Annotated in this window: 22 protein-coding genes; 10 read left to right on the forward strand and 12 right to left on the reverse strand. The window is 67.9% G+C overall.

Going from position 1 to position 24133, the window contains the following annotated elements:
* Positions 1 to 23 precede the first annotated feature (23 nt).
* From AMYHA_RS08980 to AMYHA_RS08990, 3 genes are all read right to left on the reverse strand, one after another.
* The gene (locus AMYHA_RS08980; protein WP_034269931.1) at positions 24 to 1685 is read right to left on the reverse strand and encodes a M14 family zinc carboxypeptidase; all 1662 of its coding nucleotides are present in this window, start codon (positions 1683 to 1685) and stop codon (positions 24 to 26) included.
* A gap of 163 nt (positions 1686 to 1848) precedes the next feature.
* Entirely contained in the window at positions 1849 to 2970 is a 1122-nt protein-coding gene (locus AMYHA_RS08985) for a DivIVA domain-containing protein (protein ID WP_084036994.1), read from the reverse strand.
* A 180-nt stretch (positions 2971 to 3150) separates the two neighbouring features.
* Positions 3151 to 5142, reverse strand: coding sequence for an SDR family oxidoreductase (locus tag AMYHA_RS08990; protein ID WP_034269933.1), 1992 nt, complete (start codon positions 5140 to 5142; stop codon positions 3151 to 3153).
* Positions 5143 to 5448: 306 nt separating this feature from the next.
* On the opposite strand from AMYHA_RS08990, the gene AMYHA_RS08995 reads away from it, so the two are divergent.
* Complete coding sequence (locus AMYHA_RS08995; RefSeq protein WP_034269936.1) at positions 5449 to 6255, forward strand: Bax inhibitor-1/YccA family protein; 807 nt, start codon at positions 5449 to 5451, stop codon at positions 6253 to 6255.
* A 79-nt stretch (positions 6256 to 6334) separates the two neighbouring features.
* On the opposite strand, the gene AMYHA_RS09000 is transcribed toward AMYHA_RS08995, so the two are convergent.
* Positions 6335 to 7555 (reverse strand): acetyl-CoA C-acetyltransferase, encoded by a 1221-nt coding sequence (locus tag AMYHA_RS09000; RefSeq protein WP_034269938.1) that lies wholly within the window; start codon positions 7553 to 7555, stop codon positions 6335 to 6337.
* A gap of 297 nt (positions 7556 to 7852) precedes the next feature.
* Here AMYHA_RS09000 and AMYHA_RS09005 point away from each other — a divergent pair, with 297 nt between their 5' ends.
* The 5 genes from AMYHA_RS09005 (at position 7853) to AMYHA_RS09025 (ending at position 13038) form a co-directional block, all read left to right on the forward strand.
* Positions 7853 to 9256: a cystathionine beta-synthase gene (locus AMYHA_RS09005; RefSeq protein ID WP_034269941.1), complete on the forward strand. Its 1404-nt coding sequence runs from the start codon at positions 7853 to 7855 to the stop codon at positions 9254 to 9256.
* 101 nt (positions 9257 to 9357) lie between these two features.
* Positions 9358 to 10707, forward strand: coding sequence for an RDD family protein (locus AMYHA_RS27535; RefSeq protein WP_051399701.1), 1350 nt, complete (start codon positions 9358 to 9360; stop codon positions 10705 to 10707).
* A 79-nt stretch (positions 10708 to 10786) separates the two neighbouring features.
* Entirely contained in the window at positions 10787 to 11200 is a 414-nt protein-coding gene (locus AMYHA_RS09015; protein WP_034269944.1) for a hypothetical protein, read from the forward strand.
* A gap of 74 nt (positions 11201 to 11274) precedes the next feature.
* Positions 11275 to 11862: a hypothetical protein gene (locus tag AMYHA_RS09020; protein ID WP_034269946.1), complete on the forward strand. Its 588-nt coding sequence runs from the start codon at positions 11275 to 11277 to the stop codon at positions 11860 to 11862.
* A gap of 21 nt (positions 11863 to 11883) precedes the next feature.
* Positions 11884 to 13038 (forward strand): cystathionine gamma-synthase, encoded by a 1155-nt coding sequence (locus tag AMYHA_RS09025; RefSeq protein ID WP_034269948.1) that lies wholly within the window; start codon positions 11884 to 11886, stop codon positions 13036 to 13038.
* Positions 13039 to 13041: 3 nt separating this feature from the next.
* Here AMYHA_RS09025 and ilvA read toward each other — a convergent pair whose 3' ends face one another.
* Positions 13042 to 14247 carry a threonine ammonia-lyase gene (gene ilvA / locus AMYHA_RS09030; protein WP_034269951.1) on the reverse strand — a complete coding sequence of 402 codons (1206 nt, stop codon included), beginning with the start codon at positions 14245 to 14247 and terminating at the stop codon, positions 13042 to 13044.
* 98 nt (positions 14248 to 14345) lie between these two features.
* On the opposite strand from ilvA, the gene AMYHA_RS09035 reads away from it, so the two are divergent.
* Positions 14346 to 14612 (forward strand): hypothetical protein, encoded by a 267-nt coding sequence (locus AMYHA_RS09035; protein WP_034269954.1) that lies wholly within the window; start codon positions 14346 to 14348, stop codon positions 14610 to 14612.
* 14 nt (positions 14613 to 14626) lie between these two features.
* Here the strand turns inward: AMYHA_RS09035 and AMYHA_RS09040 are convergent, their stop codons facing one another.
* The 3 genes from AMYHA_RS09040 to hppD form a co-directional block, all read right to left on the reverse strand.
* Positions 14627 to 15106 carry a DUF2752 domain-containing protein gene (locus AMYHA_RS09040; RefSeq protein ID WP_034269957.1) on the reverse strand — a complete coding sequence of 160 codons (480 nt, stop codon included), beginning with the start codon at positions 15104 to 15106 and terminating at the stop codon, positions 14627 to 14629.
* Between the two features lie 6 nt (positions 15107 to 15112).
* Positions 15113 to 15427: a CD225/dispanin family protein gene (locus AMYHA_RS09045; RefSeq protein WP_084037565.1), complete on the reverse strand. Its 315-nt coding sequence runs from the start codon at positions 15425 to 15427 to the stop codon at positions 15113 to 15115.
* 155 nt (positions 15428 to 15582) lie between these two features.
* Positions 15583 to 16785 (reverse strand): 4-hydroxyphenylpyruvate dioxygenase, encoded by a 1203-nt coding sequence (gene hppD, locus AMYHA_RS09050; RefSeq protein ID WP_034269963.1) that lies wholly within the window; start codon positions 16783 to 16785, stop codon positions 15583 to 15585.
* 165 nt (positions 16786 to 16950) lie between these two features.
* Here hppD and AMYHA_RS09055 point away from each other — a divergent pair, with 165 nt between their 5' ends.
* On the forward strand, positions 16951 to 17427 hold the full coding sequence (locus AMYHA_RS09055; protein ID WP_034269966.1) for an Lrp/AsnC family transcriptional regulator: 477 nt from the start codon (positions 16951 to 16953) through the stop codon (positions 17425 to 17427).
* Positions 17428 to 17584: 157 nt separating this feature from the next.
* Here the strand turns inward: AMYHA_RS09055 and greA are convergent, their stop codons facing one another.
* On the reverse strand, positions 17585 to 18079 hold the full coding sequence (greA, locus tag AMYHA_RS09060) for a transcription elongation factor GreA (protein ID WP_034276476.1): 495 nt from the start codon (positions 18077 to 18079) through the stop codon (positions 17585 to 17587).
* A 184-nt stretch (positions 18080 to 18263) separates the two neighbouring features.
* Positions 18264 to 18686 carry a DUF4307 domain-containing protein gene (locus AMYHA_RS09065; RefSeq protein WP_034269969.1) on the reverse strand — a complete coding sequence of 141 codons (423 nt, stop codon included), beginning with the start codon at positions 18684 to 18686 and terminating at the stop codon, positions 18264 to 18266.
* Between the two features lie 284 nt (positions 18687 to 18970).
* On the opposite strand from AMYHA_RS09065, the gene mca reads away from it, so the two are divergent.
* Both mca and AMYHA_RS09075 read left to right on the forward strand, forming a co-directional pair.
* On the forward strand, positions 18971 to 19831 hold the full coding sequence (gene mca / locus AMYHA_RS09070) for a mycothiol conjugate amidase Mca (RefSeq protein ID WP_084037566.1): 861 nt from the start codon (positions 18971 to 18973) through the stop codon (positions 19829 to 19831).
* Positions 19832 to 19833: 2 nt separating this feature from the next.
* On the forward strand, positions 19834 to 20115 hold the full coding sequence (locus tag AMYHA_RS09075; RefSeq protein ID WP_231104675.1) for a hypothetical protein: 282 nt from the start codon (positions 19834 to 19836) through the stop codon (positions 20113 to 20115).
* Between the two features lie 12 nt (positions 20116 to 20127).
* On the opposite strand, the gene AMYHA_RS09080 is transcribed toward AMYHA_RS09075, so the two are convergent.
* Positions 20128 to 22707 (reverse strand): polynucleotide kinase-phosphatase, encoded by a 2580-nt coding sequence (locus AMYHA_RS09080; protein ID WP_051399703.1) that lies wholly within the window; start codon positions 22705 to 22707, stop codon positions 20128 to 20130.
* Positions 22704 to 24107 carry a 3' terminal RNA ribose 2'-O-methyltransferase Hen1 gene (locus AMYHA_RS09085; RefSeq protein ID WP_034269975.1) on the reverse strand — a complete coding sequence of 468 codons (1404 nt, stop codon included), beginning with the start codon at positions 24105 to 24107 and terminating at the stop codon, positions 22704 to 22706. Before AMYHA_RS09085 ends, AMYHA_RS09080 begins: the two co-directional genes overlap by 4 nt.
* Positions 24108 to 24133 lie beyond the last annotated feature (26 nt).

Here is a 24133-nt window from a genome sequence, read left to right on the forward strand (position 1 = left end):
AGGTCATGCGATCCAACCGTCGGTCAGAACGTCAGGCGTACCGCGTCGATGTAGCCGGTGTCGTACGAGTAGGTGTCCCGCACCCGGAGTCGCCAGGTGCCATCCGCGGTTTCGCTGGCGGCATCCACCGTGTAGGTGGCATGCACGTCGTCGGCGCCATCCCAGTAGCTGGCGTCCTTGAGCCGGTAGTCGGTGCCGTCCGGTGCGACGAGGTCGATCACCAGATCACCCCGGTAGCTGTGCACGATGTCGACCTTGACCTGCAGGTCGGTCGGGGCGTTGCCGTCGACGCCGCTCACCGCGACGTCGCTGTAGGCCGCGGGACCGTTATCCGGGATGTCGACGTTGTCGAGGTTCTCGAACACCGTGTCGTCCGGCGGCGGCTCGGAGCCGCCATCGCAGTTCTGACCGATGACGCGCGGCGGGCAGTCGGCGTAGGAGAGCAGATGCAGCATCGCCTCCTTGTTGCGGCTGGTCTCCCTGTCGATGACCTCGTCGTCGGGGTAAAAGCCGTCGAGGCCACCCGAACGCGGGTACATCTCGAACGTGTAGCCGTAGATGCGCTGATCGCCCCACAGCCAGTCGTCGATCGTGCCGTCGGTGATGTAGAGGTCGGACGACTGCTCGGGGGTGTAACCGTTCGTCGCCGCCATCTCCTCGCCGAGCGTCGAGAACACCTTGTGATCGTCGGCGTCAAGGCCGGGCGCGGTGTCGTCGTAGGTGTAGCCGTAGGGCCAGAGGATCAGCTCGCTGAAGGTGTGGAAGTCGATCGCGACGGTGATCTGCTGCTCGCCGCCGACGACGCGGCTGCGTACGAAGTCGGCGACCAGCTTGACCTCCGGCGACGACTCTGGCGCCGAGCCTCGGTAGGTGTCACTGCTGGGATTGCCAGACGAGCCGCCGCAACAGCCCCACTTGTAGGCCCAGTTGCGGTTCAGGTCGGTGCCGACGTAGCTCGATCCCGAGTTGGGCTGGCGGTTCTTGCGCCAGCCGCGATAGGAGCCGGTCTCGATGTCGTACTCACTGCCGTCCGGGTTCATGGTCGGCACGATCCAGATCTCGCGGCTGTTGACCATGTCGGTGATCGTGGCGTCCGACCCGTACGAATCGGTGAACAGGTTCATCGAGTACAGCGCCATCTCGACGGTGAGGTGCTCGCGGGCGTGTTGCTGGTGGGTGAACAGCACCTCGGGCTCGTCCTCGTCGACATCGGGGTTGTCGGAGATCTTGAGCGCCAGGATGTCCCTGCCCTCATAGGACGTGCCGATGACCTGCTTGCTGATCAGGCTCGGATGATCCGCGACCGCCTTGTCGATCTCGGCCATCATCTCGTCGTAATTGTGGAATCCCGAGTCTTCCGGCGGAAAGTCCATCGCGGACGGCTCGCTGGCGCGCTCGCGGGCCGCCTGCCGTTCTACCTGGTAGCCGAGCTCGCGGAGTTCGCGCACCTCACCGGGCGTGGCGGTGATGTTCAGCGTGCCGTGCTCCGTCGAGTTGATCACGGCGCCGGTGCCCGCGACCTCGCTGCGCGCGTCGACACCGCGCGCGCCGGACACCAGGTACTCGGCCGTGGCGCGGTCGGCGCGGTCCTCGCCGCCGGGTTGGCCGGTCGCGGTGCCGCCGCCGAGCACGACGGCGATGGCTGTGACCGCGGCGACCGCAAAGGACAGTCGTTGGCGTTTCACCCTTACCTCCTCCAGGCGCCACCGGGGTCACCGGCGGCCAGGGACCAGTGAGGGTGATGATCCTCACACGCTGCGTGAGGTCGCTAGGTCGGAAAGTTGGGTTTTCACCACGATCGTGCCCCCATGGCCGGATTCTTCCTGGTCAGTTCCACAGTGGACGGCGTCAGTGGCCCTGCTGCCGCGCGCCAGCGGGTTGCGGGCTCCTACCGTCCTGTGAGGACTGCTGGCCGGAGTTGGTACCGGAGTCGGCCTGGCTGCTGGAGTCGGCTTGGCCGTCGGCACCGTGGCCGTCGTCGGTCTTGCCGCCGTCGCCATCGCCGTCGGCGTTCTCGGCGCGCGGCACCGGCTGCTGTTCTTCCTCGGTCGGCTCAAGCGTGATCTCCGCGCCGGACAGCACCTCGTCGGCCTTGCGGAGCTTGCCGTGGGCGTCCTGGGAGAGCGCGGTGAGCCGCGCGACGACGGCGTTGGCCTCCTTGAGCCTGCGGTCGGCCTCGTTGGTGGCTTCCGCGAGGCGCTTCTTGGCCTCGGCCGACGCCTCAGCGAGCCGCTTCTCGGCCTGGTTCTTGCTCGCGGTGCGCTGGTCGGCGATGTACTTCTCCAACTCGGCGCGCTGCTGCGCCATGTTCGCCTCGAACTCCTGCTCAATGGCGCGGCGCTTGCGCTCGGCCTCCTCGTCAAGCTTCTCGCGCCGCTTGACGGCGTCGACCGTCAGCTCCTGGACCTCGGCGCGGGTCTGCTCCAGCGCGGTGCGGTGCTCGGCGTGCAGCGCCTCCGCCTGGGTGTCCAGTTCCTTGAGCAGCGACCGGTACCGCTCGCGCAGCGCGATGGACGCCTTCGCGGTCTCCTTCCAGTTCTCCTCGGCCGCTGTCTGCGCCCTGGTGGTGACCTCCTCTGCCTGCAGATAGGCGAGGTGGCCGACCCGCTGCATGCGCTGGTCGAGATCCTCGAGGTTCTCCGGCGGCACCATCAGCTCGTCGACGCGCTTGCGCAGCTTGCCGGTTTCCTCGCGCTCGGTTTCGAGCTCCTGCGTGACGGCGTTGACCTGCTCCAGCGCCTGATCGCGCTCGGCACGCAGCTGGCGCATGGCTTCGTCTATCTGCTCCAGATACTCCCGCACCTGCTGGCGGTCATAGCCGTTCCAGTGGTGGGCGAACTCGCGCTGGGACGGGGCCTGCGGCAGCGCCTGTGAGCGGGCCTGTGCCCCGGATTGAGACGGTCCTTGCGACCCGGCCTGCGAACGGGCTTGCGAACGGGCGCTGTCTCGCTTCGGGCTGGGCGAAGTCATGCCCTGACGCTACCTGCGCACGGACCGTTGTCATGGCAGACCCACGGTACCCCCGAACTCGTGCAGGTCTTGCGCACACATCGTTACCGTCTGTCACTTGTGCCCCTGCCGACACAGGCGTCGTGAGTGCGGATCCGAGTTCTAACCGTGATCAGCACTCACGACCCTGCGTCGAGCGGGTTACCAGTGGAAGCCGCGGGTGAGCTTGACCAGCGCGTTGGCCGCCTTGCCGAGGTGCTTCTCGCCGCGGCCGATCTTGAGCCGGTTGTCGCCACCGGCGGCGACCGAGTCGGGGAAGACCCGGTACGCCTGGTATGCCACCGCATCCGACAGCCCAGGCGAGAACTTGTACGCGGTGTTGATCAGTTGACCCGCAGGGGTGCCGATGTGCTTCGGGCGGTTCTTCAGCGCGTGCACCACCATCCCCGCCGCGTCGTCCGGCGACTTCGTCGGGAAGGCGTCGTAGATCTTGGTCGGCCGGATCATCGGCGTACGCACCAGCGGCATGTGGATCGTCGTGAACGAGACGCCGTCGCCGTGCATCTCCACCGCCGCGATCTTGGTGAAGTAGTCCAGCGCGGCCTTCGACGCGACATACGCCGAGAAGCGGGGTGCGATGCCCTGCACGCCGATCGACGAGATGTTGACGATGTGGCCGAACTTGCGCTCGCTCATGTGTGGAAGCAGCGCGAGGATCATCCGCACCGCGCCGAAGTAGTTGATCGCCATCGCGCGCTCGTAATCGTGGAAGCGGTCGTAAGACAACCTGATCGAGCGCCGGATGGAGCGGCCAGCGTTGTTGACCAGCATGTCGACGCGGCCGTGATCGGCGAGCATCCGCTCGACGTTCTTGCGCACCGACTCGTCGTCGGTCAGGTCGCACGGATACACCGACGCCTTGCCGCCAGCCGCGACAATCTCGTCGCGCACCTCTTCCAGCTCGTGCTCCCGGCGCGCGACGAGCAGCGGGATGCCGCCCTCGCTCGCCACCTTGAGCGCGGTGGCGCGGCCGATGCCGGACGACGCGCCGGTAATGACGATGGTCCTGCCGTCGAGGTTCCCGCGTGGGCCATGCTTGCGAGCGCGGAACGGGTCGAGGTTTTCCGCCCAGTACGCCCACAGTGTCGTCGCGTAGTCCTGCAGCCGGGGCACCTCGACCTGCCCCGCCAGCTCCTTGCGGGTGGCCGCCGACGAGAACACCGACGGGAAGTTCAGGTGATCCAGCAGGACCGGTGGCATGCCGACGCGCTCCATGACAGCATCGCGGGCGATCGTCACTCCTGGGATGTGCTCGGTCAGCTTGACCAGCTGCAACAGGCTCTTGCCGACGTCGCCGCCGATCTCCGCGCTGATAGTGGGCGCACCAGCCGCGCGGGCGAAGGCGTTGAACACTCCGATCGTCGGCTGCGGCTCGGGGTTGACCAGGTGGAAGACGCGGTTGTCCAGGTTTCGCTTGGTGATGAGCAGGTGCATCGCCGCCGCGACGTAGTCCACCGGCACGATGTTGGTGTCACCGAGGTCGGGCGCCATGGTGGGCAGGTTCGGCAACGACGACAGCCGGGAGATGGTGGGGAACAGGTAGTACGGACCGTCGATCTTGTCCATCTCGCCGGTCTGCGAGTTGCCGACCACGATCGCGGGCCGGTAGACGCGCCACGGGACGTCGGTCTGCTCGCGCACCAGGCGTTCCGATTCGAACTTGGTGCGGTGGTACGCGGTCGGCAGCCGCTGGCCCTCGTCGAACATGTCCTCGGTGAAGGTGCCCTCGAAGTCGCCCGCGACGGCGACCGAGGACACATGATGCAGGCAGCCGGCCTCGATGGAGCGGCTGAGCGCGATGACGTTCGCCGTGCCGTCGACGTTGGCCCTGATGCTGGTCTCGTCGTCCGCGGTGATGTCGTAGAGCGCGGCGAGGTGCACGACGTTGTCGACCGTGCCACGCAGTTGCTCGATGTCTTCAAGCGACACCCCGGCGAGGTCCTGCGCTATGTCGCCGACGACCGGGGTGACCTTCTCGGCGTTCGGCCAGCTCTTGGCGATGTCGGTGAGCTTGTGCTGCGAACTCGCCCGGACCGTCACCCACACCCGTTCGGTGTCCTCATCCGCGAGGATCAGCTCGACGAGATGCCTGCCGATCAGGCCGGTTGCTCCTGTCACGAGGTAGGTGGTCATCGTTGGTGCTCCTTCGCCGAGGGTGATACGTGGTGTAGTGACTACGCCGTGTGAGGGTCATTCTGGTCCACTGGTGTTCCTGCTGGCTACGGCATCTTGTGTGAGTATCAACGCGAGTGATGTCCGTAGGTGATGCGGAACCTCCCGCCGTCGCGGTCGTTGGGCGGACCTGGCCTGTCCGTGCTCAACGGAGTAGAACGCCCGAGTAGGGTGTCGTGGCGCGACGGGAACTGGCCGGAACGCGCGGTCGTTGTACTCGTTGCAGGCGCTAGCGACATGCATGCTTGAGAGGTCCAGGAGGGCTCAGTGCGAACCAGTAGCAACCCCGCGTTCCGCAATCTGCCTGTCGGCAGTGCCGCAGGCGCGCCGTATGCGGGCTACGACCAGCCGGGTTACGGCGCCCCGCAGACCGCGACGGGTGCCGACGACCGGCCGATGACCGTCGACGACGTCGTGATGAAGACTGGTGCCTCGATCGGCACCGCGCTGCTCACCGGCGTCATTACCGCGATCTGGGCACGGTCGGAGATCGTGGCGGGCGGATCGTCCGGCGCGGTCTTCGGCGTGATGATCGTCGCGCTGCTGGCGGGTCTCGGCCTCGCGCTGTACATCTCGTTCAAACAGAAGGCGAGCGCTGGGCTGACGCTGGCGTACTCCGCCGTCGAGGGCGTATTCCTCGGTGCCATCACGGGGATCTTCGAGCTGATGGTGCCCGGGGTGGCGTTGCAGGCGATCCTCGGCACGGCGCTGGTGTTCATCACGATGCTCACGGTGTACAAGACCGGCGCGGTGAAGGTGACCCCGAAGCTGCGCAAGTGGGTTATCGGCGCCGCGGCGGCCGCTTTCGGGCTCATCGTCGTGAACCTGTTGCTGAGCTTCGTCGGAATCGACCTTGGTGTCCGTGGCGGCGGCCCGCTCGGCATCATCATCGGACTCGTGTTCATCGGTATCGCAGCGTTTATGCTGCTGCTCGACTTCGACATGGCCGACGGCATGATCCGCGCGGGCATGCCGCAGAAGTGGGCGTGGTTCGCCGCGTTCGGCCTGATGACCACGCTGGTCTGGCTGTACTTCGAGATGATCCGCCTGCTCTGGCTGCTGCAGAGCGAGTAACCGCACGCGAACGCGACAGGGGGGCGCCGAGTCCGTATGGACCGGCGCCCCTGTTCGCGTTGGCGCTCGCGAGTCGCACTCAGCTCATACGCTCAAGCACCATCGCCATGCCCTGACCACCGCCGACGCACATCGTCTCGAGACCGAACTGCTTGTCGTGGTGACGCAACGAGTTGATCAGTGTCGAGGTGATCCGCGCGCCGGTCATGCCGAACGGGTGGCCGACGGCGATCGCGCCGCCGTTGACGTTCAGACGCTCGATGTCGATACCGAGTTCTTGGTACGACGGAATGACCTGCGCGGCGAACGCCTCGTTGATCTCAACGAGGTCGATGTCGCTGATGCTCATGCCGGCACGCTTGAGCGCCTGCTTGGACGCCTCAACGGGACCGAGGCCCATGATCTCCGGCGACAGGCCGGTCACGCCGGTCGAGACGACCCGCGCCAGCGGCGTGATGCCCAGCTCGGCGGCCTTGGTGTCGGACATGACGACCACCGCGGCGGCGCCGTCGTTGAGCGGGCAGGCGTTGGCCGCCGTGATGCGGCCGTCCGGGCGGAACACCGGCTTCAGCCCGGACACGCCCTCCAGCGTCACGCCCGCGCGCGGGCCGTCGTCGGCGTCGACCACGGTGCCGTCCGGCAACGTGACCGGGGTGATGTCCTTGGCCCAGAAACCGTCCGCGATGGCCTTCTCGGCGAGGTTCTGCGAGCGGACGCCGAACTCGTCCATCTGCTCGCGGGTGATGCCCTTCAACCGCGCCAGGTTCTCGGCGGTCTGGCCCATCGGGATGTAGACGTCAGGCACCAGGCCCTGCTCACGCGGGTCGGTCCAGCTGTCGGCGCCCTCAGCGGCGACCTGCGCTGTGCGCGCCTCGGCGTCGGCGAAGAGCGGGTTGTGGGTGTCCGGCAGCGAGTCGGAGCTGCCCTTGGCGAACCGCGACACCGCCTCGACACCGGCCGAGATGAAGACGTCCCCCTCACCGGCCTTGATCGCGTGCATCGCCATCCGGGTGGTCTGCAGGCTGGACGAGCAGTACCGGGTGATGGTCGTGCCCGGCAGGTGGTCGTAGCCGAGCTGCACGGCGACCGAACGTCCCATGTTGAAGCCCTGCTCGCCGCCGGGCAGGCCGCAGCCGAGCATCAGGTCGTCGATCTGGGACGGGTCGAGCTGCGGCACCTTGCCCAGCGCGGCCCGCACCATCTGCACGGTGAGATCGTCGGGGCGCATGTCCACCAGTGATCCCTTGCCCGCACGCCCGATGGGAGAACGGGCGGTCGACACGATCACAGCTTCAGGCATAACGGGGTCTCCTTCTAGCGAGAATGCGTTGCGTACATCGTGCACGCCTTACTGACGGGTCGCTATGGGCGCTCCGCCTAACGTGCGGTGGGTGTCGTGAAGGCCACGTTCCTGGCGGCTAGGGCCAGTACGAGCATCTCCATGGCACCCCAGGCATCACTCGCACGGGTGGACGCCCGGAGCGACGCGCCGTGAATCGGCCGGTTTGGGGAGCAGCAAAACGGGGCCGTTCGCGGCTAGGCTGCCTGCAGAAGAGCCGAGGCGCCACGAGCGCCGTGTGAAAGCAGAGGAACCCTGGTGGACTACGCCGAGCATGTGATCGATCTGGTGGGCGACACCCCGCTGGTGAAGCTGAACGCGCTAACCGCGCACATCGCCAAAGACGCCGACGGCAACGCGCCGACGGTGCTGGCTAAGGTCGAGTACTTCAACCCGGGGGGCAGCGTCAAGGACCGCATCGCCGTGCGCATGATCGAGGCGGCGGAGCGGTCCGGCGAACTCAAGCCAGGCGGCACCATCGTGGAGCCGACGTCCGGCAACACCGGCGTCGGGCTGGCGATGGTCGCCCAGCGCAAGGGGTATCGCTGCGTGTTCGTATGCCCTGACAAGGTCAGCGAGGACAAGCGCAACGTCCTCAAGGCATACAGTGCCGAGGTCGTGGTGTGCCCGACCGCGGTGCCGCCGGACCACCCCGACTCCTACTACAGCGTCTCCGATCGGCTGGTGACCGAGATCGAGGGCGCGTGGAAACCCGACCAGTACTCCAACCCGAACAACCCTCGGAGTCATTACGAGACCACCGGACCCGAGCTGTGGCAGCAGACCGGCGGCGCGATCACGCACTTCGTCGCCGGGGTCGGCACGGGTGGCACGATCAGCGGCACCGGCAAGTACCTCAAGGAGGTGTCCGACGGCTCGGTGCAGATCATCGGCGCGGACCCGGAGGGCTCGGTCTACTCCGGTGGGACGGGACGTCCGTACCTGGTGGAAGGCGTCGGTGAGGACTTCTGGCCGGAAACCTACGACCGGAACATCGCCGACGAGATCATCGCGATCAGTGACACCGACTCCTTCACCACCACCAGGGAACTGGCGGAGCAGGAGGGACTGCTCGTCGGCGGATCGTGCGGCATGGCGGTCGCGGCGTCGGTCCGGCTGGCGGAACGACTCGCCGCGGAGGGGCGTTCGGACGCGGTGATCGTGGTGCTGCTGCCTGACGGCGGCAGGGGCTACCTGACCAAGGTGTTCAACGACTCTTGGATGGCCTCCTACGGCTTTCTGCCCCCCGGTTCGACCGACGCCACCGTCGGCGATGTGTTGCGGCGCAAGGACGGCACGCTGCCAGAGCTGGTGCACACCCATCCGACGGAGACCGTCGCCGAGGCGGTATCCATCTTGCGCGAGTTCGGCGTCAGCCAGATGCCGGTGGTCAGCGCGGAGCCGCCGGTGATGGCCGCCGAGGTCGTCGGTGCCGTGAACGAGCGCGAACTGCTCGACGCGCTGTTCTCCGGCAAAGCGGAGCTCGCGGACCGGCTGGACCGCCACATGTCGGCCCCGCTCCCCACGATCGGGGCGGGTGAGCCGATCACGGCGGTGAGTGCCGCGCTGGTCGATGCTGATGGGGCATTGGTGCTGATAGACGGCAAACCGGTCGGCGTCATCACCCGGCAGGACCTGCTCGCGTTCCTAGCGGGCGGCTGACGCCACTGATCCGTGGGGTAATCCCGGCGAGGACGGCGGCTATCCGCTAGCGTGTGCCGCGAGTGAGAGTTTCACGTAATCGCTAAGGGGATTGAGCCCACATGAGTGCTCCCGAACCACCGAATCCACAGCAGCAAGACCAGGTTCCGCCGGGCGGTGAACAGCAACAGCAGGACGTCCCCTTCGGCGATGCGCCGGAGCCTACGCAGGTCGTTCAGCCAGGGCAGCCGTCAGGGCAGGACCAGGGGCAGGAGGCGAACGCGACGCAGTTCGTCTCGCCTGGGCAGCAGCCTGGCGGTGGACAGGGACAGAACGCCGAGTCCACGCAGCTGGTCTCGCCCACGCAACAGCCGTCGGCGATTCCGTACACGCCGCCGCCGAGCGCGGCGGACAACCCGGGCGCGATGTCGCAGCCCGCGTCGCCACCCGCCGGTTTCGGTCAGCAGCCGCCACCCGGCTTTGACCCGTACCAGGGTCAGCCGGGTGGTCCTGGCATGCCGCCGCAGGGGCCACCGCCGGGGCAGTTCGGGGGTCCGCCGCCCGGTCAGCCACCAGGGTTCGGCGCGCCGCCCGGATTCCCGCCGCCGATGGGCGGGGCGCCGGTGGGCCAGCTCGCCGAGTGGGCTCCGCGTGCGGCAGGGTTGCTGATCGACCATGGCATTCCGCTGCTGGTCGTGATCTTGTGTGGTCTCGTGGCGATCGCCGACGCGACGGTCGGCGGGATCCTGGTCGTGCTCGCCTACCTCGGCTGGCTGGGGTTCACCATCTACAACCGCTGGATCCTGCAGGGCAAGACCGGGCAGTCCTGGGGCAAGAAGATCATGAAGCTCAAGCTGGTCAGCGAGAACACCGGCCAGCCGATCGGTGCAGGCAGCGCCTTCGTGCGCGATTTGGCGCACAACCTCGAGTTCGGCATCGGCTACCTGTGGCCGCTGTTCGACGACAAGAAGCAGACGTTCGCGGACAAGCTGGTGCACACGGTCGTCGTCACGGCGGCACCCGACGGGCCAGGTGGTCCCGCCGGGTTCGGGCAGCCGGGCATGCCGCAGGGCTACGGCCAGCCGGGGATGCCGCCTCAGGGGCCGCCCCCTGGTTACGGCCAGATGCCGCCGCCCAGCTTCTCGCAGCAGGGCCCGCCGCCTGGTTACGGTCAGCCGGGGATGCCCCCGCAGGGCCCGCCCCCTGGCTATGGCCAGATGCCGCCACAAGGTGCGCCGCAGGGTTACGGCCAGATGCCGCCGCAGGGATCACCTCCGGCGGGCTTCCCGCAGCAGGGCCCACCGTCGGGTGGCTTCGCCCAGCCCGGCGCGCAGCAAGGCCCGCCCGCTGGCGGATTCGGGCAGCAGGGGCCGCCGTCCGGTGGCTTCCCGCAGCAGCCCGCGCCGTACGGTGACTACAGCCAGCAGGGCCAGCAACCAGGTTACGGCCAGCAGCCGCCGTACCAGGGCTGATCGACCTTCCGGCCGAGCCGCACGCTCACCGACGAATCCGGTGGCGTGCGGCTTCCGGCTGTCCTGACGGGAGCGGTTGATGAACTGGTGCGGCCTGATCGCAGGCGTGCTCGCCGTGTTGTACGGCGTGATCGGCGGACTTTTCGCCGTCGTCGGCGGCCTCGAACTGGCCGAGGCGAACACGCTGGACCCGGTCGGTGCCGTGGTGTTCGTCGTGCTGGTGGTGATCTCCGTGCTACTGCTTGGCGGCGGCATCCTGCTGCTCGCCAGCAAGGCTTCTGGGCGCTGGACGGTCGCGACCGGTGCGGTGTTGAGCATCGGCGGCATCGCCTACGTCTTGTCGAGGACGTCGACCGCGCCACGTGGCGTGACGCCCGAACTGGCGATGTCAGGTCTCACCGAGGTTCGGCATATCGCGGTGGTCGCGCTGGTCCTCGCGGTGGTGATGCTCGCGCTCGCGTTGGTGCCGATGCGCGGTCAGGCGACGGTGTGAGTGGGTAAGGTCTCGGCCGCCGAGGTCGAACAGGGCTGAATGACGACGGCGATGCGTCGTGGTGGGGAGGACACATGAACCAGCCGTGGTATCCGCAGCAACCGAGCTTCCCTGGGGTGCCCGGTCCGCAACCACCTTCACACACCTCGTTGGTGATGGCAGGTATCAGCAGCGTGGTCTTCGCCGGCGGCCTTGTCATCAGCATGTTCGACGCGTTCGATTACGTCGAGGTTTTGTCGCAGGACACCGTTGTCATGCTGCTGTTACGGCTGCCGTGCGCAGTGGCGGCCGTGATCGGTGCCATCCTGTTGTTCGCCAAGCAGATCAGTGGTGGCTACGTAGTCGTAGGGTCCGTCGTGGCGCTCTACGTGACGTTCATCGTCACTGTGTTGCTCAGCTCAAATCCTGGTTCATACCTGGGGATTGTGTTCAAGTCGCAATCGGGCCGCGTCGGCTACTTGTTGCTGATCGGCATTCTCGCCGCCGTGCTGAGCGTGGTGCCGCCGACGAGGCGGTACATCCGCTACGCCAAGGCGAGCGTGTCACCCGTGCCGTATCCGCAGCAGCCGTGGTACCCGCCGCAGGGCTACCCACAGCAGGGCTATCCGATGCAGCCACCACAGGGCTACCCACAGCAGGGGCCGCAGCCACCAAGAGCGTGAGCCGGGAATACCCTCGATGCCATGGTCGACGACAGCTCACACCTCGGATTCGAAACCCGCGCCATCCACGCAGGACAGGAGCCTGATCCCCGGACAGGCGCGGTGATCACGCCGATTTTCCAGACGTCGACCTACGCGCAGGACGGCGTCGGTGGTACGCGCGAGGGCTACGAGTACTCCCGCACCGCCAACCCCACCCGCACCGTCATGGAGGACGCGCTCGCCGCGCTGGAGGACGCCGCGCACTGTGTCGCGTTCGCGTCCGGGATGGCAGCCAGCGACGCGGTGCTGCGGATCGCGTTGCGGCCCGGCGATCACCTCGTGCTCGGCAACGACGCCTACGGCGGCACGTTCCGGCTGATCGACAAGGTGCTCACTGGCTGGGGCGTCGACTACACGGTCGCCGACATGTCCTCGCTTGACGAGGTGCGCGCGGCACTGCGGCCGGAGACCAAGCTCGTGTGGTGCGAGACGCCCAGCAACCCGCTGCTCGGTATCGCCGACATCGCCGGGCTTGCCGACGTCGCCCACTCCGGTGGCGCGCAGCTCGTCGTCGACAACACCTTCGCGACGCCGTACCTCCAGCAGCCGATCGGGCTAGGCGCGGACATCGTGGTGCACTCCACGACGAAGTACCTCGGCGGGCACTCCGACGTCGTCGGCGGTGCGGTGGTGACGAACTCCGACGAGATGCGCGAGGAGTTGTTCTTCCTGCGTAACTCCGCCGGTGCGGTGCCTGGTCCGTTCGACAGCTGGCTGACGCTGCGCGGCATGAAGACCCTGGCCGTGCGGATGGAGCGGCACTGCGACAACGCCGAGCGGATCGCGCGGGCGCTCGCCGAGCACGAGGGCATCACCGAGGTGTACTATCCGGGCCTTGCCGAGCACCCTGGACACGTTCTGGCGGCGAAGCAGATGCGACGGTTCGGCGGGATGGTGTCGTTCACCGTGGCGGGTGGTGAACAGCGTGCCCTCGACGTCGCGGCCAAGACGAAGCTGTTCCTGCTCGCGGAGTCGCTGGGCGGCATCGAGTCGCTGATCGAGCATCCCGGTCGGATGACGCACGCCAGCGTGGACGGATCACAGCTTCAGGTGCCGTCTGGGCTGCTGCGTATCTCCGTCGGCATAGAGAACGCCGATGACCTCATGGCGGACCTGACGGCGGCGCTGGGGTAGCGCTTACGAGATCACCGTGTAGCCGGAGTTCTGCAGTTCGGCCGCGACCTCGGCTCGGTGCTCCGGGCCGCGCGTCTCCAGGTTCAGTGACACCTCGACCTCGTCCAGTTCCAGTGCGCCCGCCGTCCGGGAGTGCTCGACGTCGAGGACGTTCGCGCCCAGCTTGCCCACCGTTGTCAAGATCTCGCCAAGCGAACCAGGCCGATCGCGGACGCGCAGCCGCAGCGAGAGATACCGGCCGCCAGCGGTCATACCGTGCCGGATGATCCGCAGCAGGAGCAGCGGGTCGACGTTGCCGCCGGACAGGATCGACACGATCGGCGGCTCGAACGCGCGCGGATGCTCCAGCAGCGCCGCGACGCCCGCCGCACCCGCCGGTTCCACCACCAGCTTGCGGCGTTCCAGGCAGAGCAGCACCGCCCGGGACAGCGACTCCTCGCTGACGGTGACGACATCGTGGGCCAGTGAGGACACGTGCCCGAAGCTCACCTCGCCGAGCTGGCCGACCGCGATCCCATCGGCCATGGTGTTGGTCGACCCCAGCGGCACCGGGTGCCCCGCGGACAGCGACGGCGGGTACGCCGCCGCGCCCGACGCCTGCACGCCGACCACCTTGACGTCCGGCCTGCGGGCGGCCATCGCCGCGCCAACGCCCGCGAGCAGGCCGCCGCCACCGGTCGGCACGATCACCGTCGCGGCGTCCGGCACCTGGTCCAGGATCTCCAGGCCGACGGTGCCCTGGCCCGCGATGATGTCCGGGTGGTCGAACGGGTGGATGAACACCGACCCCTCACGCTCGGCGAAGGCCGTCGCGGCGGCGAACGTCTCGGTCAACTCTGTGCCGACCAGATGCACTTCGGCGCCGTAGCCCCTGGTCGCCGCGACCTTCGGCAGTGGGGCGCGCTCTGGCATGAACACCGTCGCCCGCGTGCCGATCAGCGATGCCGCCAGCGCGACACCCTGCGCGTGGTTGCCGGCGCTGACCGCGACGACGCCCCGCTCGCGTTCGGTCGCCGAGAGGCCGTGGATACGCGTGTAGGCGCCCCTGATCTTGAACGACCCGGTGCGCTGCAGCGTCTCGCACTTGAGGTAGACGTCGCCGTTGTGCAGCCGGGCGAGGTCCCTGGCGTGCTCCATCGGCGTCTTGCGCACCACGTCGGAAAGCAGGTCCCGAGCGGCCTCGATCTGGTCAATGCTGACGAGGTCCATACCCGCGGATCATGCCACGTGTGAGACGCGCCTCATGTCGCCCAGGGGGCACCCGGTACGCTGGACAACCACAACGAGCTGTCGACGTGGGAGAACGGATGATTCGGGGGAACAGGGCATCGCGGGCAACCCGCGCTACAGGTGGGGTATCGCTGCTCGTCGGCGTGGCCTCAGCCGTTGCCCTGGCCGGAGCGGCGTTGTTCACCGTGCAGCAGGCCACCTGTGCCGACCCGGGTACCTACATCCGGCACGCCGATCACGTGGAGCTGGTCGGCGGGTGCGTGGATGGCAGTGAGCTGCCGACTCACGGTGGCAACGACAGCGACAACACCCATGACGGTGACAAGGGCTTCTACCGGCCGTAAGCAGCAGCCTCGCCCTACACGTAGAGCGCGTCGAACGGGGCGAACGGCAGGTTTCTGATCACGAACCACACGCTGAACACCACGGCGAACGCCAGCGGCGCCCACCGATAGTGCAGCCAGCTGCGCACCCGCCTGCCGCGCAGTCTGCTCACCGTCCACGCCACCGCGCTCCACACCAGCAGGAACCCGATCACGAACGACACCGCGTTGTAGTGCAACGCTGCGCCGATGTCGCCGTGCAGCGCGCTGTAGAGCATGCGCATCCCGCCGCAGCCCGGGCAGACAATGCCGAACAGGGTCTTCGACGGGCACACCGGCAGCGGGCCGCCCGGCGTGGTGGGGTCGCCAGCGAGCACGACGGCGCACACGGCGACACCACCGGCGGCGACGGCCAGCGGCGGCGCGAGGGCGCGCAGAGTGTCACGCGCGCCTCGCACCGGATGCCCGGAGTAGTCGGCGCTCAGGGCGCGGACGCCAGAGCCGATGAGAGTCATCGCCAGCTAGTACGACGTCGAGTACGTGCTCACCGAGAACGCGCCGGCGGCGATGACGAAGACGAACACGATGACGACGATCACGACCGATGCGATCGCGCTCCACATCGCCCATTTGCCCGCGTCAGACGCCGACTTCTGCGCTGCCTCGTATTGCCCCTGATACCACAGCTTGTTGACTTCGTTGGCCTTGACGATTGACACGATGCCGAGCGGCAGACAGCACATGACCGTGGTGAGGATGCCCCACACCAGGTTGTTGTCCGGCGGCGGACCAGGCGGCATGCCCGCGCCGTACGGCCCTGGCATGCCGGGGCCCATACCAGGGCCATAGCCGCCCTGCTGGCCTTGGCCGTACGGGTCGTGCGGCTGCTGCGGGTATGGGTTGGTCACGACGTCCCCCTAATCTCCCGGGAATCTCCCCTGCGGTTTCCGGGAGACCTTACTGGGTCCGCCGCCGGATTGTGGGCATACCCTCAGAGATTGCCCCTGCGTTCCTGCTCGCGCTCGATCGCCTCGAACAACGCCTTGAAATTGCCGATGCCGAAGCCGAGCGAGCCGTGCCGCTCGATCAGTTCGAAGAACACCGTCGGGCGGTCACCGATCGGCTTGGTGAACATCTGCAGCAGATAGCCGTCCTCATCGCGGTCGACGAGGATGCCGTGCTCCTTCAGCGTCTCGATCGGCACCCGTACCTCGCCGATGCGCTCCCGCAGCGCGGGATCGTCGTAGTACGAGTCGGGCACGGCGAGGAACTCGACGCCAGCGGCGCGCATCTGGGTGATCGTGGTGATGATGTCGTTGGTGGCCAGCGCGATGTGCTGGCAGCCAGGCCCGCCGTAGAACTCCAGGTATTCGTCGATCTGCGAGCGCTTCTTCGCGATCGCGGGCTCGTTGAGCGGGAACTTCACGCGGTGGTTGCCGTTCGAGACGACCTTGCTCATCAACGCCGAGTATTCCGTGGCGATATCGTCGCCGACGAACTCCGCCATGTTCACGAAGCCCATGACGCGGTTGTAGAAGTCGACCCAGTAGTCCATCTTGCCGAGCTCGACGTTGCCGACGCAGTGGTCGATGGCCTGGAACAGCCGCTTCGGTGCCCCTGCCGGCCGTTGCAGGCCGCTTTCGCGGGCGACGTAACCGGGCAGGTACGGGCCGGTGTAGCGGGACCGGTCGATGAGCGTGTGGCGGGTTTCGCCGTACGTCGCGATCGCGGCCATGCGGACGGTGCCGTGCTCATCGGAGACGTCGTGCGGCTCGTCCAGCACCGTGGCGCCGCACGAGCGGGCGTGTGCGATGCACTTGTCGACGTCGGCGACCTCCAGTGCGAGGTCCACGACGCCGTCGCCGTGCTTGCGGTGGTGGTCGAGCAGCGGTGAGTCCGGCTTCACCCCGCCCTTGATCACGAACCTGGCTGAGCCCGAGGTGAGCACATACGCCTTGTGATCGGCGGTGCCGTGCTCCGGCCCGGTGTAGGCGACGAGCTTCATGCCGAACGCGAACTGATAGAACAGCGCGGTCTGCGTGGCGTTCCCGGAGACGAACACGACCGCGTCCATGGCTTTGACGGGGAACGGGTCCTTGCTCGGGTCGTGGTCGACGAGGCCAACGAGCTGGCGCAGTTGGTCGTAGCTAACGTCGTCGAGCTGGTCTGGCGAACGGCTCACGGTGTGTGTCATCGCTGGCTCCTCGTGGGTGCGGTTTCTCCTGCGGTGTAGCCAGCATGCGCCGGGAGTAGCATCATGTGCAATCGACGTCGTCTTGGCTGTGCAATCTGTATGATGATCGCGGGTTAATAGCCGTCAGACTGAACAGTCTGCGTACCTGGGAGGAGGTGGCTTGACGTGGCCGGAGAGCGGGTGGACGCGCTCGACGCCGAGCTGTTGCTGTTGCTCGCCGACGAGCCTCGGTTGAGCGTGCTGGAATGCGCCCGCAGGCTCGGCGTGGCGCGCGGGACGGTGCAGGCGCGGCTCGACCGGCTCGCTTCGGGTGGGATGTTGCGCGGTTTCCCGCCGGACGTCGACCTCGCGTCGATCGGCTACGCGCTGACCGCCTTCGCGGTGCTGGAGATCGCCCAGGGCAGGCGGCAGGAAGTGGCGGGAGCGCTCGCCGCGATCGACGAGGTGTGCGAGGTGCACGCCACCACCGGGCAAGGGGACCTGTTCGTGCGGATGGTGGCGCGGTCCAACGACGATCTGCAGCGGGTGATCGACACCGTGGTCGACGTTCCTGGCGTGCGCAGGACGTCGACGTCGATCGCGCTGTCGACGCCGGTGCGGCCCAGAATCAGGCCGTTACTCGAACGGATCGCGCGCCCCTGACCTGAAGGGCTATTCACGAGTCTGTGGACGGGGCGCCCGGAGGGTGCCTGCGGCCACAGACTTCAAGTGAGGCCCTGTATCAACGCGACGTGTAGCCGTGAATAGCCCGACTTATGCATCAGGCAGAGACGCGCGATCCGTTCAAGACGTGGGGTTCTCAGCCGCCGTAGGGCACGACTTTGATCAGTGTGACCTTCTGCTTGTTGCCGTTGGGCAGCTCGTACTCCCGTGACTCGCCCTCCGCTGCGCCGAGCAGCGCGTCGCCGAGAGGGGATTCGGGGGAGTACACCTCGATGTCGCCGCCGCCGCCTTCCTCACGGGTCGCGAGCAAGAAGGTCTCCTCATCGTCATCCCCGTCGTAGCGGATGGTGAGAACCATGCCCGGTTCCGCGCGACCGTCATTCTTGGGTGCCTCGCCGACCTTGGCGGTGCGCAGCAGCTCCTGCAGGTGCCGGATGCGGGCCTCCTGCTGCCCCTGTTCCTCACGAGCGGCGTGGTAACCACCGTTCTCCTTGAGGTCACCCTCTTCGCGACTGTCGTTGATCTTCGCGGCGATGACCGGGCGATTTTCGATCAGCTCATCGAGCTCCTGCTTGAGCCTGTCGTAGGCATCCTGGGTCAGCCAGGTCACCTTGGTGTCGCTCACGGTCACCATCTCCTCGTCGTACGTACCGGCACGGGCTTCGTGCCGGCCGTGTCGCCTCCGCAACACATATAAGGAAAGACACGGCCCGATCGGGCCGTGCCAGAACATGAGGATAGCACGCTGAGCGGGTCAAATGCCGCTCTCACTAATCAGCATGCGGCATTCGCCGCTGGATTCACTCCGTTGGCCGCTATGGTCTTGACAGATAATCCGGAACGGAATATGTGCAACCGAACACATCGGCCGTGACCGGGGGTGACCCGCTAGTGATCACCGTACGTAGCCGTACGCTGCCCTCCGATGGGGGAACGTAGACCTCTCGCCTGCCGGTTTCCGCCCCACTGATGTCCCTCACACGCACCACGCACACCGCGGGCCGCTCCGGCTCGTTCCGCTCGACGTCGAGCGTGACTTCCATCGTATTGTCTGGTCGCACAGTGAAAGCGACGCGTTCAGCCGAGAGCGGATCCGAGCCAATCAGGCGGAACGCGACGTAGGCGATGGCGGCGCTGACGATCACGGCGAGGGCACCGAAGAGGATGGCACCGCGCTTGGTCTTGCCTGACGATCGGGCTGTTCCGTAGCGGTCGGCCAGCGGCTGGGGTGTGCTCACGGAATGGACCTACCCTCCCGGCCGTTGCTGTCGTTGGGACGAGGACAATGCACAGTATCCCCGGTCGGCTGTTCACGAGTGAGCCGGTGGGGCCCGCCCGCAGGGTGGGCCGCGACGGCTCGCTGCCGGTGAGGAGCATGAGCGACCGGACACGCGGTGGTGAACAGCCCGACCTGTGAATGGGACACAGCTGGGTCGAGCACAGCGAGAGAAGGGTGTCGAGGGTGACCGACGACAAGCACGTCACCACGCAGGGGGCGGATGGGCAGGACGGGCTGCGCCTGATGGCGGTGCACGCACATCCTGACGACGAGTCGAGTAAGGGCGCGGCCACCATGGCCCGCTACGTCGCGGAAGGCCACGACGTCAGGGTGGTGACCTGCACCGGTGGCGAGGCGGGCAGCGTGCTCAATTCGGCCATGGACCGGCCGGAGGTGCATGCCAACCTCACCGAGGTCCGCCGCGAGGAGATGGCGCGCGCCGCGAAGATTCTCGGCGTGAGCCACCGCTGGCTCGGCTTCATCGACTCCGGCCTGCCAGAAGGCGAGCCGATGCCGCCGTTGCCGGAGGGCAGCTTCGCCGTCGTGCCGATCGAGGAGCCCACCGAGGCGCTGGTGGCCGAGATCAGGGAGTTCCGCCCGCACGTCGTCGTCACCTACGACGAGAACGGTGGCTACCCGCACCCCGATCACATCCGTTGCCACGAGATCTCGGTCGCCGCGTTCGAGGCGGCGGCCGATCCCGAGCGGTTCCCCGACGCTGGGGAGCCGTGGCAGCCCCTGAAGCTGTACTACTCACACGGCTTCTCCCGCGCCAAGATCACGACGTTCCACGAGGGCCTGCTCGCGCGCGGGCTGGACTCGCCGTACGGCGAGTGGCTCGGCAGGTGGGATCCGGACAAGGCCGATGTGATGGAGCGGGTGACCACCAGGGTCGAGTGCGCCGACTACTTCGAGTACCGCGACGACGCCCTCAAGGCCCACGCCACCCAGATCGACCCGAACAGCCGCTGGTTCGCCGTGCCGCTCGAGATGCAGCGCGAGGTGTGGCCGACCGAGGAGTACGAGCTGGTCCAGTCGTTCGTGGACAGCACCCTGCCCGAGGACGACCTGTTCGCGGGCATCGACCGGAAGGCACACTCATGACGATGCTGCTGCCCGGCCTCGCCGGGCCGGTCCCGCACGCGCAGACGACGGCCATCGTCGTCGCGCAGCAGGAGGAGCCAGTGCGCGACGAGGACGAGGGCAAGGCGTCGCCGGTCGGCCTCGTCGTGCTGATCTTGTTCCTGGTCGCGGTCGTATTCCTTGTGCGGTCGATGACCAAGCACCTCAAGCGGGTGCCTGCCAGCTTCGAGGAGTCCGAGCAGCGGGACGAACCCGAGCGGCACCGCGACGACGACACCGACGCTGAGGACAAGCGGGAGTCCTGACCCGCGCTCCGGCTACAGGCGCGGGTCGACCGGGTCGGACTCCAACGCGAGCACCGCGAACACGCACTCGTGCACGCGCCAGAGCGGCTCGCCCCGCGCCAGCCGCTCCAGCGCCTCAAGGCCGAGCGCATACTCTCGCAACGCCAGCGCCCGCTTGCGACCGAGCCCACGGGATCGCAGCCGCTCCAAGTTCTCCGGCATCGTGTAGTCGGGCCCGTAGATGATCCGCAGATACTCCCTGCCGCGCACCTTCACGCCCGGCTGCACCAGCCCACGCTTCGCCCTGGTCAGGTTGGCGGCTGGCTTGACGACCATGCCCTCGCCACCTGACTCGGTCAGCCGCTCCCACCACCCGACGGCCTCGGCCACCTGGTCCGGGTCGGTGGTGTCGACGTCTCTGGTGGCGGTGGCCGCGAACAGGTCAGGATCGGCCTCGCGCAGCCTGCCAAGCAGGTCGAGGTGCCACGAGTGGGGGCGCTCGTGGAACGCGGCACCCTCGGCCGCCAGCACCTGGAACGGCGCCAGCCGCACACCGGACAGCGCCTCGGTCTGCCAGCAGTAGCGGCGGTAGGCGTCCCGGTAGCGCTCCAGGGCGTCCGCCCTGCTCCGCGTGCGGGCGAGCAGGTCACCGACGTCGATGCCCCTGGCCACGACGTCGTCCAGTGCGGAGACGGCTGCTGGAAGCATGGCGCCGCCCGCCGCGCCGACGGCCGCGTACTGGTTGGCGATCAACGCACCCGCCTTGAGGTTCCACGGCATCAGCTCGGCGTCCAGCAGCAGCCAGCCAGTGTCCAGCTCATCCCACAGCCCGGACTTCTCGGTGGCGGCACGGACCCGGTCGAGCAGGCTCGCCGTGCGGTCGTCGTCAAAGAAGCCGCGGCCCGTCCTGGTATAGACCGCGCCGGGGCCCTCGATGCCGAACCGAGCGGGCGCCACCGACGCATCCCGGCAGACCAGCAGCACCGCTCGGGAGCCCATGTGCTTCTCCTGGCACACGACCCGCGCCACGCCCGCCGTGCGGAACTCGGCGAACGCCTCGTCCGGGTGCTCCAGGTAGCCTTCGCGACCGCTGGTCGCGCTCGGCGCCATCGTTGGCGGCAAGTACGCCAGCCACCGTGGGTCGAGGGCAAACCGGCTCATCACCTCCAACGCGGTGGCCGACTGCTCAGCGGACACCCCGATGCGGCCGTGGCTCGCCGTCTGGAGTACCCGCTTTCCGGTGACGTCGGTCAGCGCGAGCGTCGCCGGGTCGCGGCGCGTGTCCCTGTCGGGCTGCGGCTGGAGCGGCTTGACCGGCTCGTAGTAGACCCGGTGCGCCGCGACGTCCACCAGCGCGCGCTCCGGGTAGCGCAGCGCGGTGAGCTTGCCGCCGAATGTGCAACCGGTGTCCAGGCACAGCGTGTTGTTCACCCACTGGGCCTCCGGTACCGGCGTGTGCCCGTAGAGCACCATGGCCCTGCCCCGGTAGTCGTTCGCCCAGGGGTAGCGCACCGGCAGGCCGTACTCGTCGGTCTCGCCGGTGGTGTCGCCGTAGAGCGCGAAGGAGCGCACCCTGCCCGACGCGCGGCCGTGGTAGCGCTCGGGCAGCCCCGCGTGGCTGACGACTAGCTTGCCGCCATCGAGCACGTAGTGCGCGATCAGCTCGTCGCAGAACGTGGCGGCCCGCTTGGTGAACTCGTCGTCCTCCTCGGCCAGTTGCACCAGTGACTCCGCGAGTCCGTGCGAGACCCGCACCTTGTGCCCCGACAGCGCCCGCGCCAGCTTCTGCTCGTGGTTGCCGCACACACACAACGCGGTACCCGCCGCGACCATGCCCATCACCAGCCGCAGCACGCCGGGGGTATCCGGTCCTCTGTCCACCAGGTCGCCGACGAACACCGCCGTCCTGCCCTCCGGGTGGCTGGCGCCGATCGCTCTGCCAGCGTCGTCTCGTGCCAGCTCGTAACCGAGCTTGACCAGCAACTCCTCCAGTTCGGTACGGCAACCGTGCACGTCGCCGATGACGTCGAACGGGCCTGTCAACTCGCGTCGGTCGTTGTGCAGCGGCTCCACCACGATCTCGGCATCGTCCACCTCCTGCTCGCCGCGTAGCACGTGGATCCGGCGGAAGCCCTCGCGCTGCAACGTCTTCAGCGAGCGTCGCAGCTCGCCGCGATGCCTGCGGACGACGTGCGCCCCGAAATCGCGATTGGGCCGCGTCTCGTTGCGCCGCACGCACACCGACTCCGGCACGTCCAGCACGATCGCCGTGGGCAACACGTCGTGCTCCTTGGCGAGCTTCACCAGCGAGGCGCGGTCACCGCGCCGTACGTTGGTCGCGTCGATGACGGTGACCTTGCCCGCCGCGAGCCGCTTACCCGCGACGTAGCGCAGCGCGTCGAATGCCGCAGCCGACGCGGATTGGTCGTTCTCGTCGTCCGAGACGAGCCCGCGGAAGAAGTCACTGCTCAACACCTGTGTCGGCGCGAAGTGCCGCCGCGCGAAGGTCGACTTGCCCGAGCCGGACGCACCGATCAGCACCACCAGCGCCATGTCGGGAATGCCAAGCACGCTACGAGATGGTGCGGACCCGCGAGCAGTCCTCTCGGTCATGCCGCCCCCTCCTTCCTGGTGAACACTGCCAACTGCGTTGGCGGACCGACCTCAGGGTCCACATCGCCAACCGGCAGCAGCCGGACGTCGTAGCCGTGCGCCTCGGCGATGCGGCGCGTCCACTCGCCGAAGCGGGCGCGGTCCCACTCGAAGCGGTGATCGGGATGCCGGAAGCGCCCGGCAGGCAGCGACTCGAACCGGACGTTGTACTCGGCGTTCGGCGTTGTCACGATGATCGTTCCCGGCTTCGCCGCGCCGAACACGGCGTGCTCCAGCGCGTCGAGTCTGCTCTCGTCGATGTGCTCGATCACCTCCATCAGCACCGCCGCGTCGTAGCCAGCGAGCGCTGGGTCGACGTAGGTCAGCGCCGATTGCCGCAGCGACACTCTCGACCGGAGCCGGTCGTCCTTGTCGAGCCGCAGGTTGCGTGCGGCGACTTCGAGCGCCCGCGCCGAGACGTCCACCCCGACGATCTCGGTGAACGACGGTTCGGTGAGCAGCACGCGCAGCAGTGCGCCAGAACCACAACCCAGGTCGAGTACACGGCGGGCGCCGGACGCCCTGAGCGCGGCGAGCACGCTGCCCTTGCGCTGCGCCGCCAACGGTTCTGGCTGGTCCGGCGCTTCGGTCACCACTGGTTCGGCGAGTGCGTCGTCCAGCGCATCGGGCTCGACGTTGTCCGACTCCGCCAGGCGCGACAGCGCCGCGCCGACCAGTGGTCGGGAGCGCGCCAGGTAGCGCCGCGTGATCAGCTTCCGCTCTGGATGCCCTGCCAGCCAGGCATCGCCAGCACGCAGCAGCTTGTCCACCTCGTCCTCACTGACCCAGTAGTGCTTGCCGCCATCCAGCACCGGTAGCAGCACATAGAGCTGGGTGAGCGCGTCGGCCAGCCGCAGCGTCCCGCGCAGTTCGACGTCGAGGTACCGCGACTCGCCCCAGTCATGGAAGTGTGGGTCGAGGGCGATCGGCTCGGCGTCCACCTGCCACCCGAGCGGCCGGAACAACCGCTCGACCAGGTCCGCGCCACCGGACGACGGCAGCGACGGCACTCGCACGCTGAGTGGGATCGGCATCGCAGCCAGCTCAGGGCGCTCGGCACAGCGCCCCGTCATCGCCGTGGTGAACGCCGCGCGCAGAGCTACCGCCAGTTGCGAACCAGCGGTGTACGGGCGGTCGTTGACGTACTGTGCCAGCCCGCCTTCCTGACGGCCGCGTACCAGCTTGACCGGGTCGACCTCGACCAGCAGCGCCGCGGTGCACTCGGTCTCGGTGGCCGTTGGGTAGAAGACATGCGCCGTGCCCGCCGAGACCGGCACCGACTGCGCGCGATCCGGATGCTTGTGCAGCAGGAAACCGAGATCGGTCGCGGGCCGGTGGGTGGTGGAGATGGTCAGGAACACGGCAGCCCAGTCTGCCTGAGCCGGGC

The sequence above is a fragment of the Haloechinothrix halophila YIM 93223 genome, from assembly GCF_000504245.1.
Lineage (GTDB): Bacteria > Actinomycetota > Actinomycetes > Mycobacteriales > Pseudonocardiaceae > Haloechinothrix_A > Haloechinothrix_A halophila.

Coding starts and splice junctions, on each gene's coding strand:
- ilvA (WP_034269951.1), bottom strand. CDS start 14,247: ATGGACCTCGTCAGCATTGACCAGATCGAGGCCGCTCGGGACCTGCTT.
- AMYHA_RS09075 (WP_231104675.1), top strand. CDS start 19,834: ATGCTGCTGCCCGGCCTCGCCGGGCCGGTCCCGCACGCGCAGACGACG.
- AMYHA_RS09000 (WP_034269938.1), bottom strand. CDS start 7,555: ATGCCTGAAGCTGTGATCGTGTCGACCGCCCGTTCTCCCATCGGGCGT.
- AMYHA_RS09045 (WP_084037565.1), bottom strand. CDS start 15,427: ATGGGCCCCGGCATGCCAGGGCCGTACGGCGCGGGCATGCCGCCTGGT.
- hppD (WP_034269963.1), bottom strand. CDS start 16,785: ATGACACACACCGTGAGCCGTTCGCCAGACCAGCTCGACGACGTTAGC.
- AMYHA_RS09035 (WP_034269954.1), top strand. CDS start 14,346: ATGATTCGGGGGAACAGGGCATCGCGGGCAACCCGCGCTACAGGTGGG.
- AMYHA_RS09040 (WP_034269957.1), bottom strand. CDS start 15,106: ATGACTCTCATCGGCTCTGGCGTCCGCGCCCTGAGCGCCGACTACTCC.
- AMYHA_RS09025 (WP_034269948.1), top strand. CDS start 11,884: ATGGTCGACGACAGCTCACACCTCGGATTCGAAACCCGCGCCATCCAC.
- AMYHA_RS08990 (WP_034269933.1), bottom strand. CDS start 5,142: ATGACCACCTACCTCGTGACAGGAGCAACCGGCCTGATCGGCAGGCAT.
- AMYHA_RS27535 (WP_051399701.1), top strand. CDS start 9,358: ATGAGTGCTCCCGAACCACCGAATCCACAGCAGCAAGACCAGGTTCCG.
- AMYHA_RS09020 (WP_034269946.1), top strand. CDS start 11,275: ATGAACCAGCCGTGGTATCCGCAGCAACCGAGCTTCCCTGGGGTGCCC.
- AMYHA_RS09080 (WP_051399703.1), bottom strand. CDS start 22,707: ATGACCGAGAGGACTGCTCGCGGGTCCGCACCATCTCGTAGCGTGCTT.
- AMYHA_RS09015 (WP_034269944.1), top strand. CDS start 10,787: ATGAACTGGTGCGGCCTGATCGCAGGCGTGCTCGCCGTGTTGTACGGC.
- mca (WP_084037566.1), top strand. CDS start 18,971: ATGGCGGTGCACGCACATCCTGACGACGAGTCGAGTAAGGGCGCGGCC.
- AMYHA_RS08985 (WP_084036994.1), bottom strand. CDS start 2,970: ATGACTTCGCCCAGCCCGAAGCGAGACAGCGCCCGTTCGCAAGCCCGT.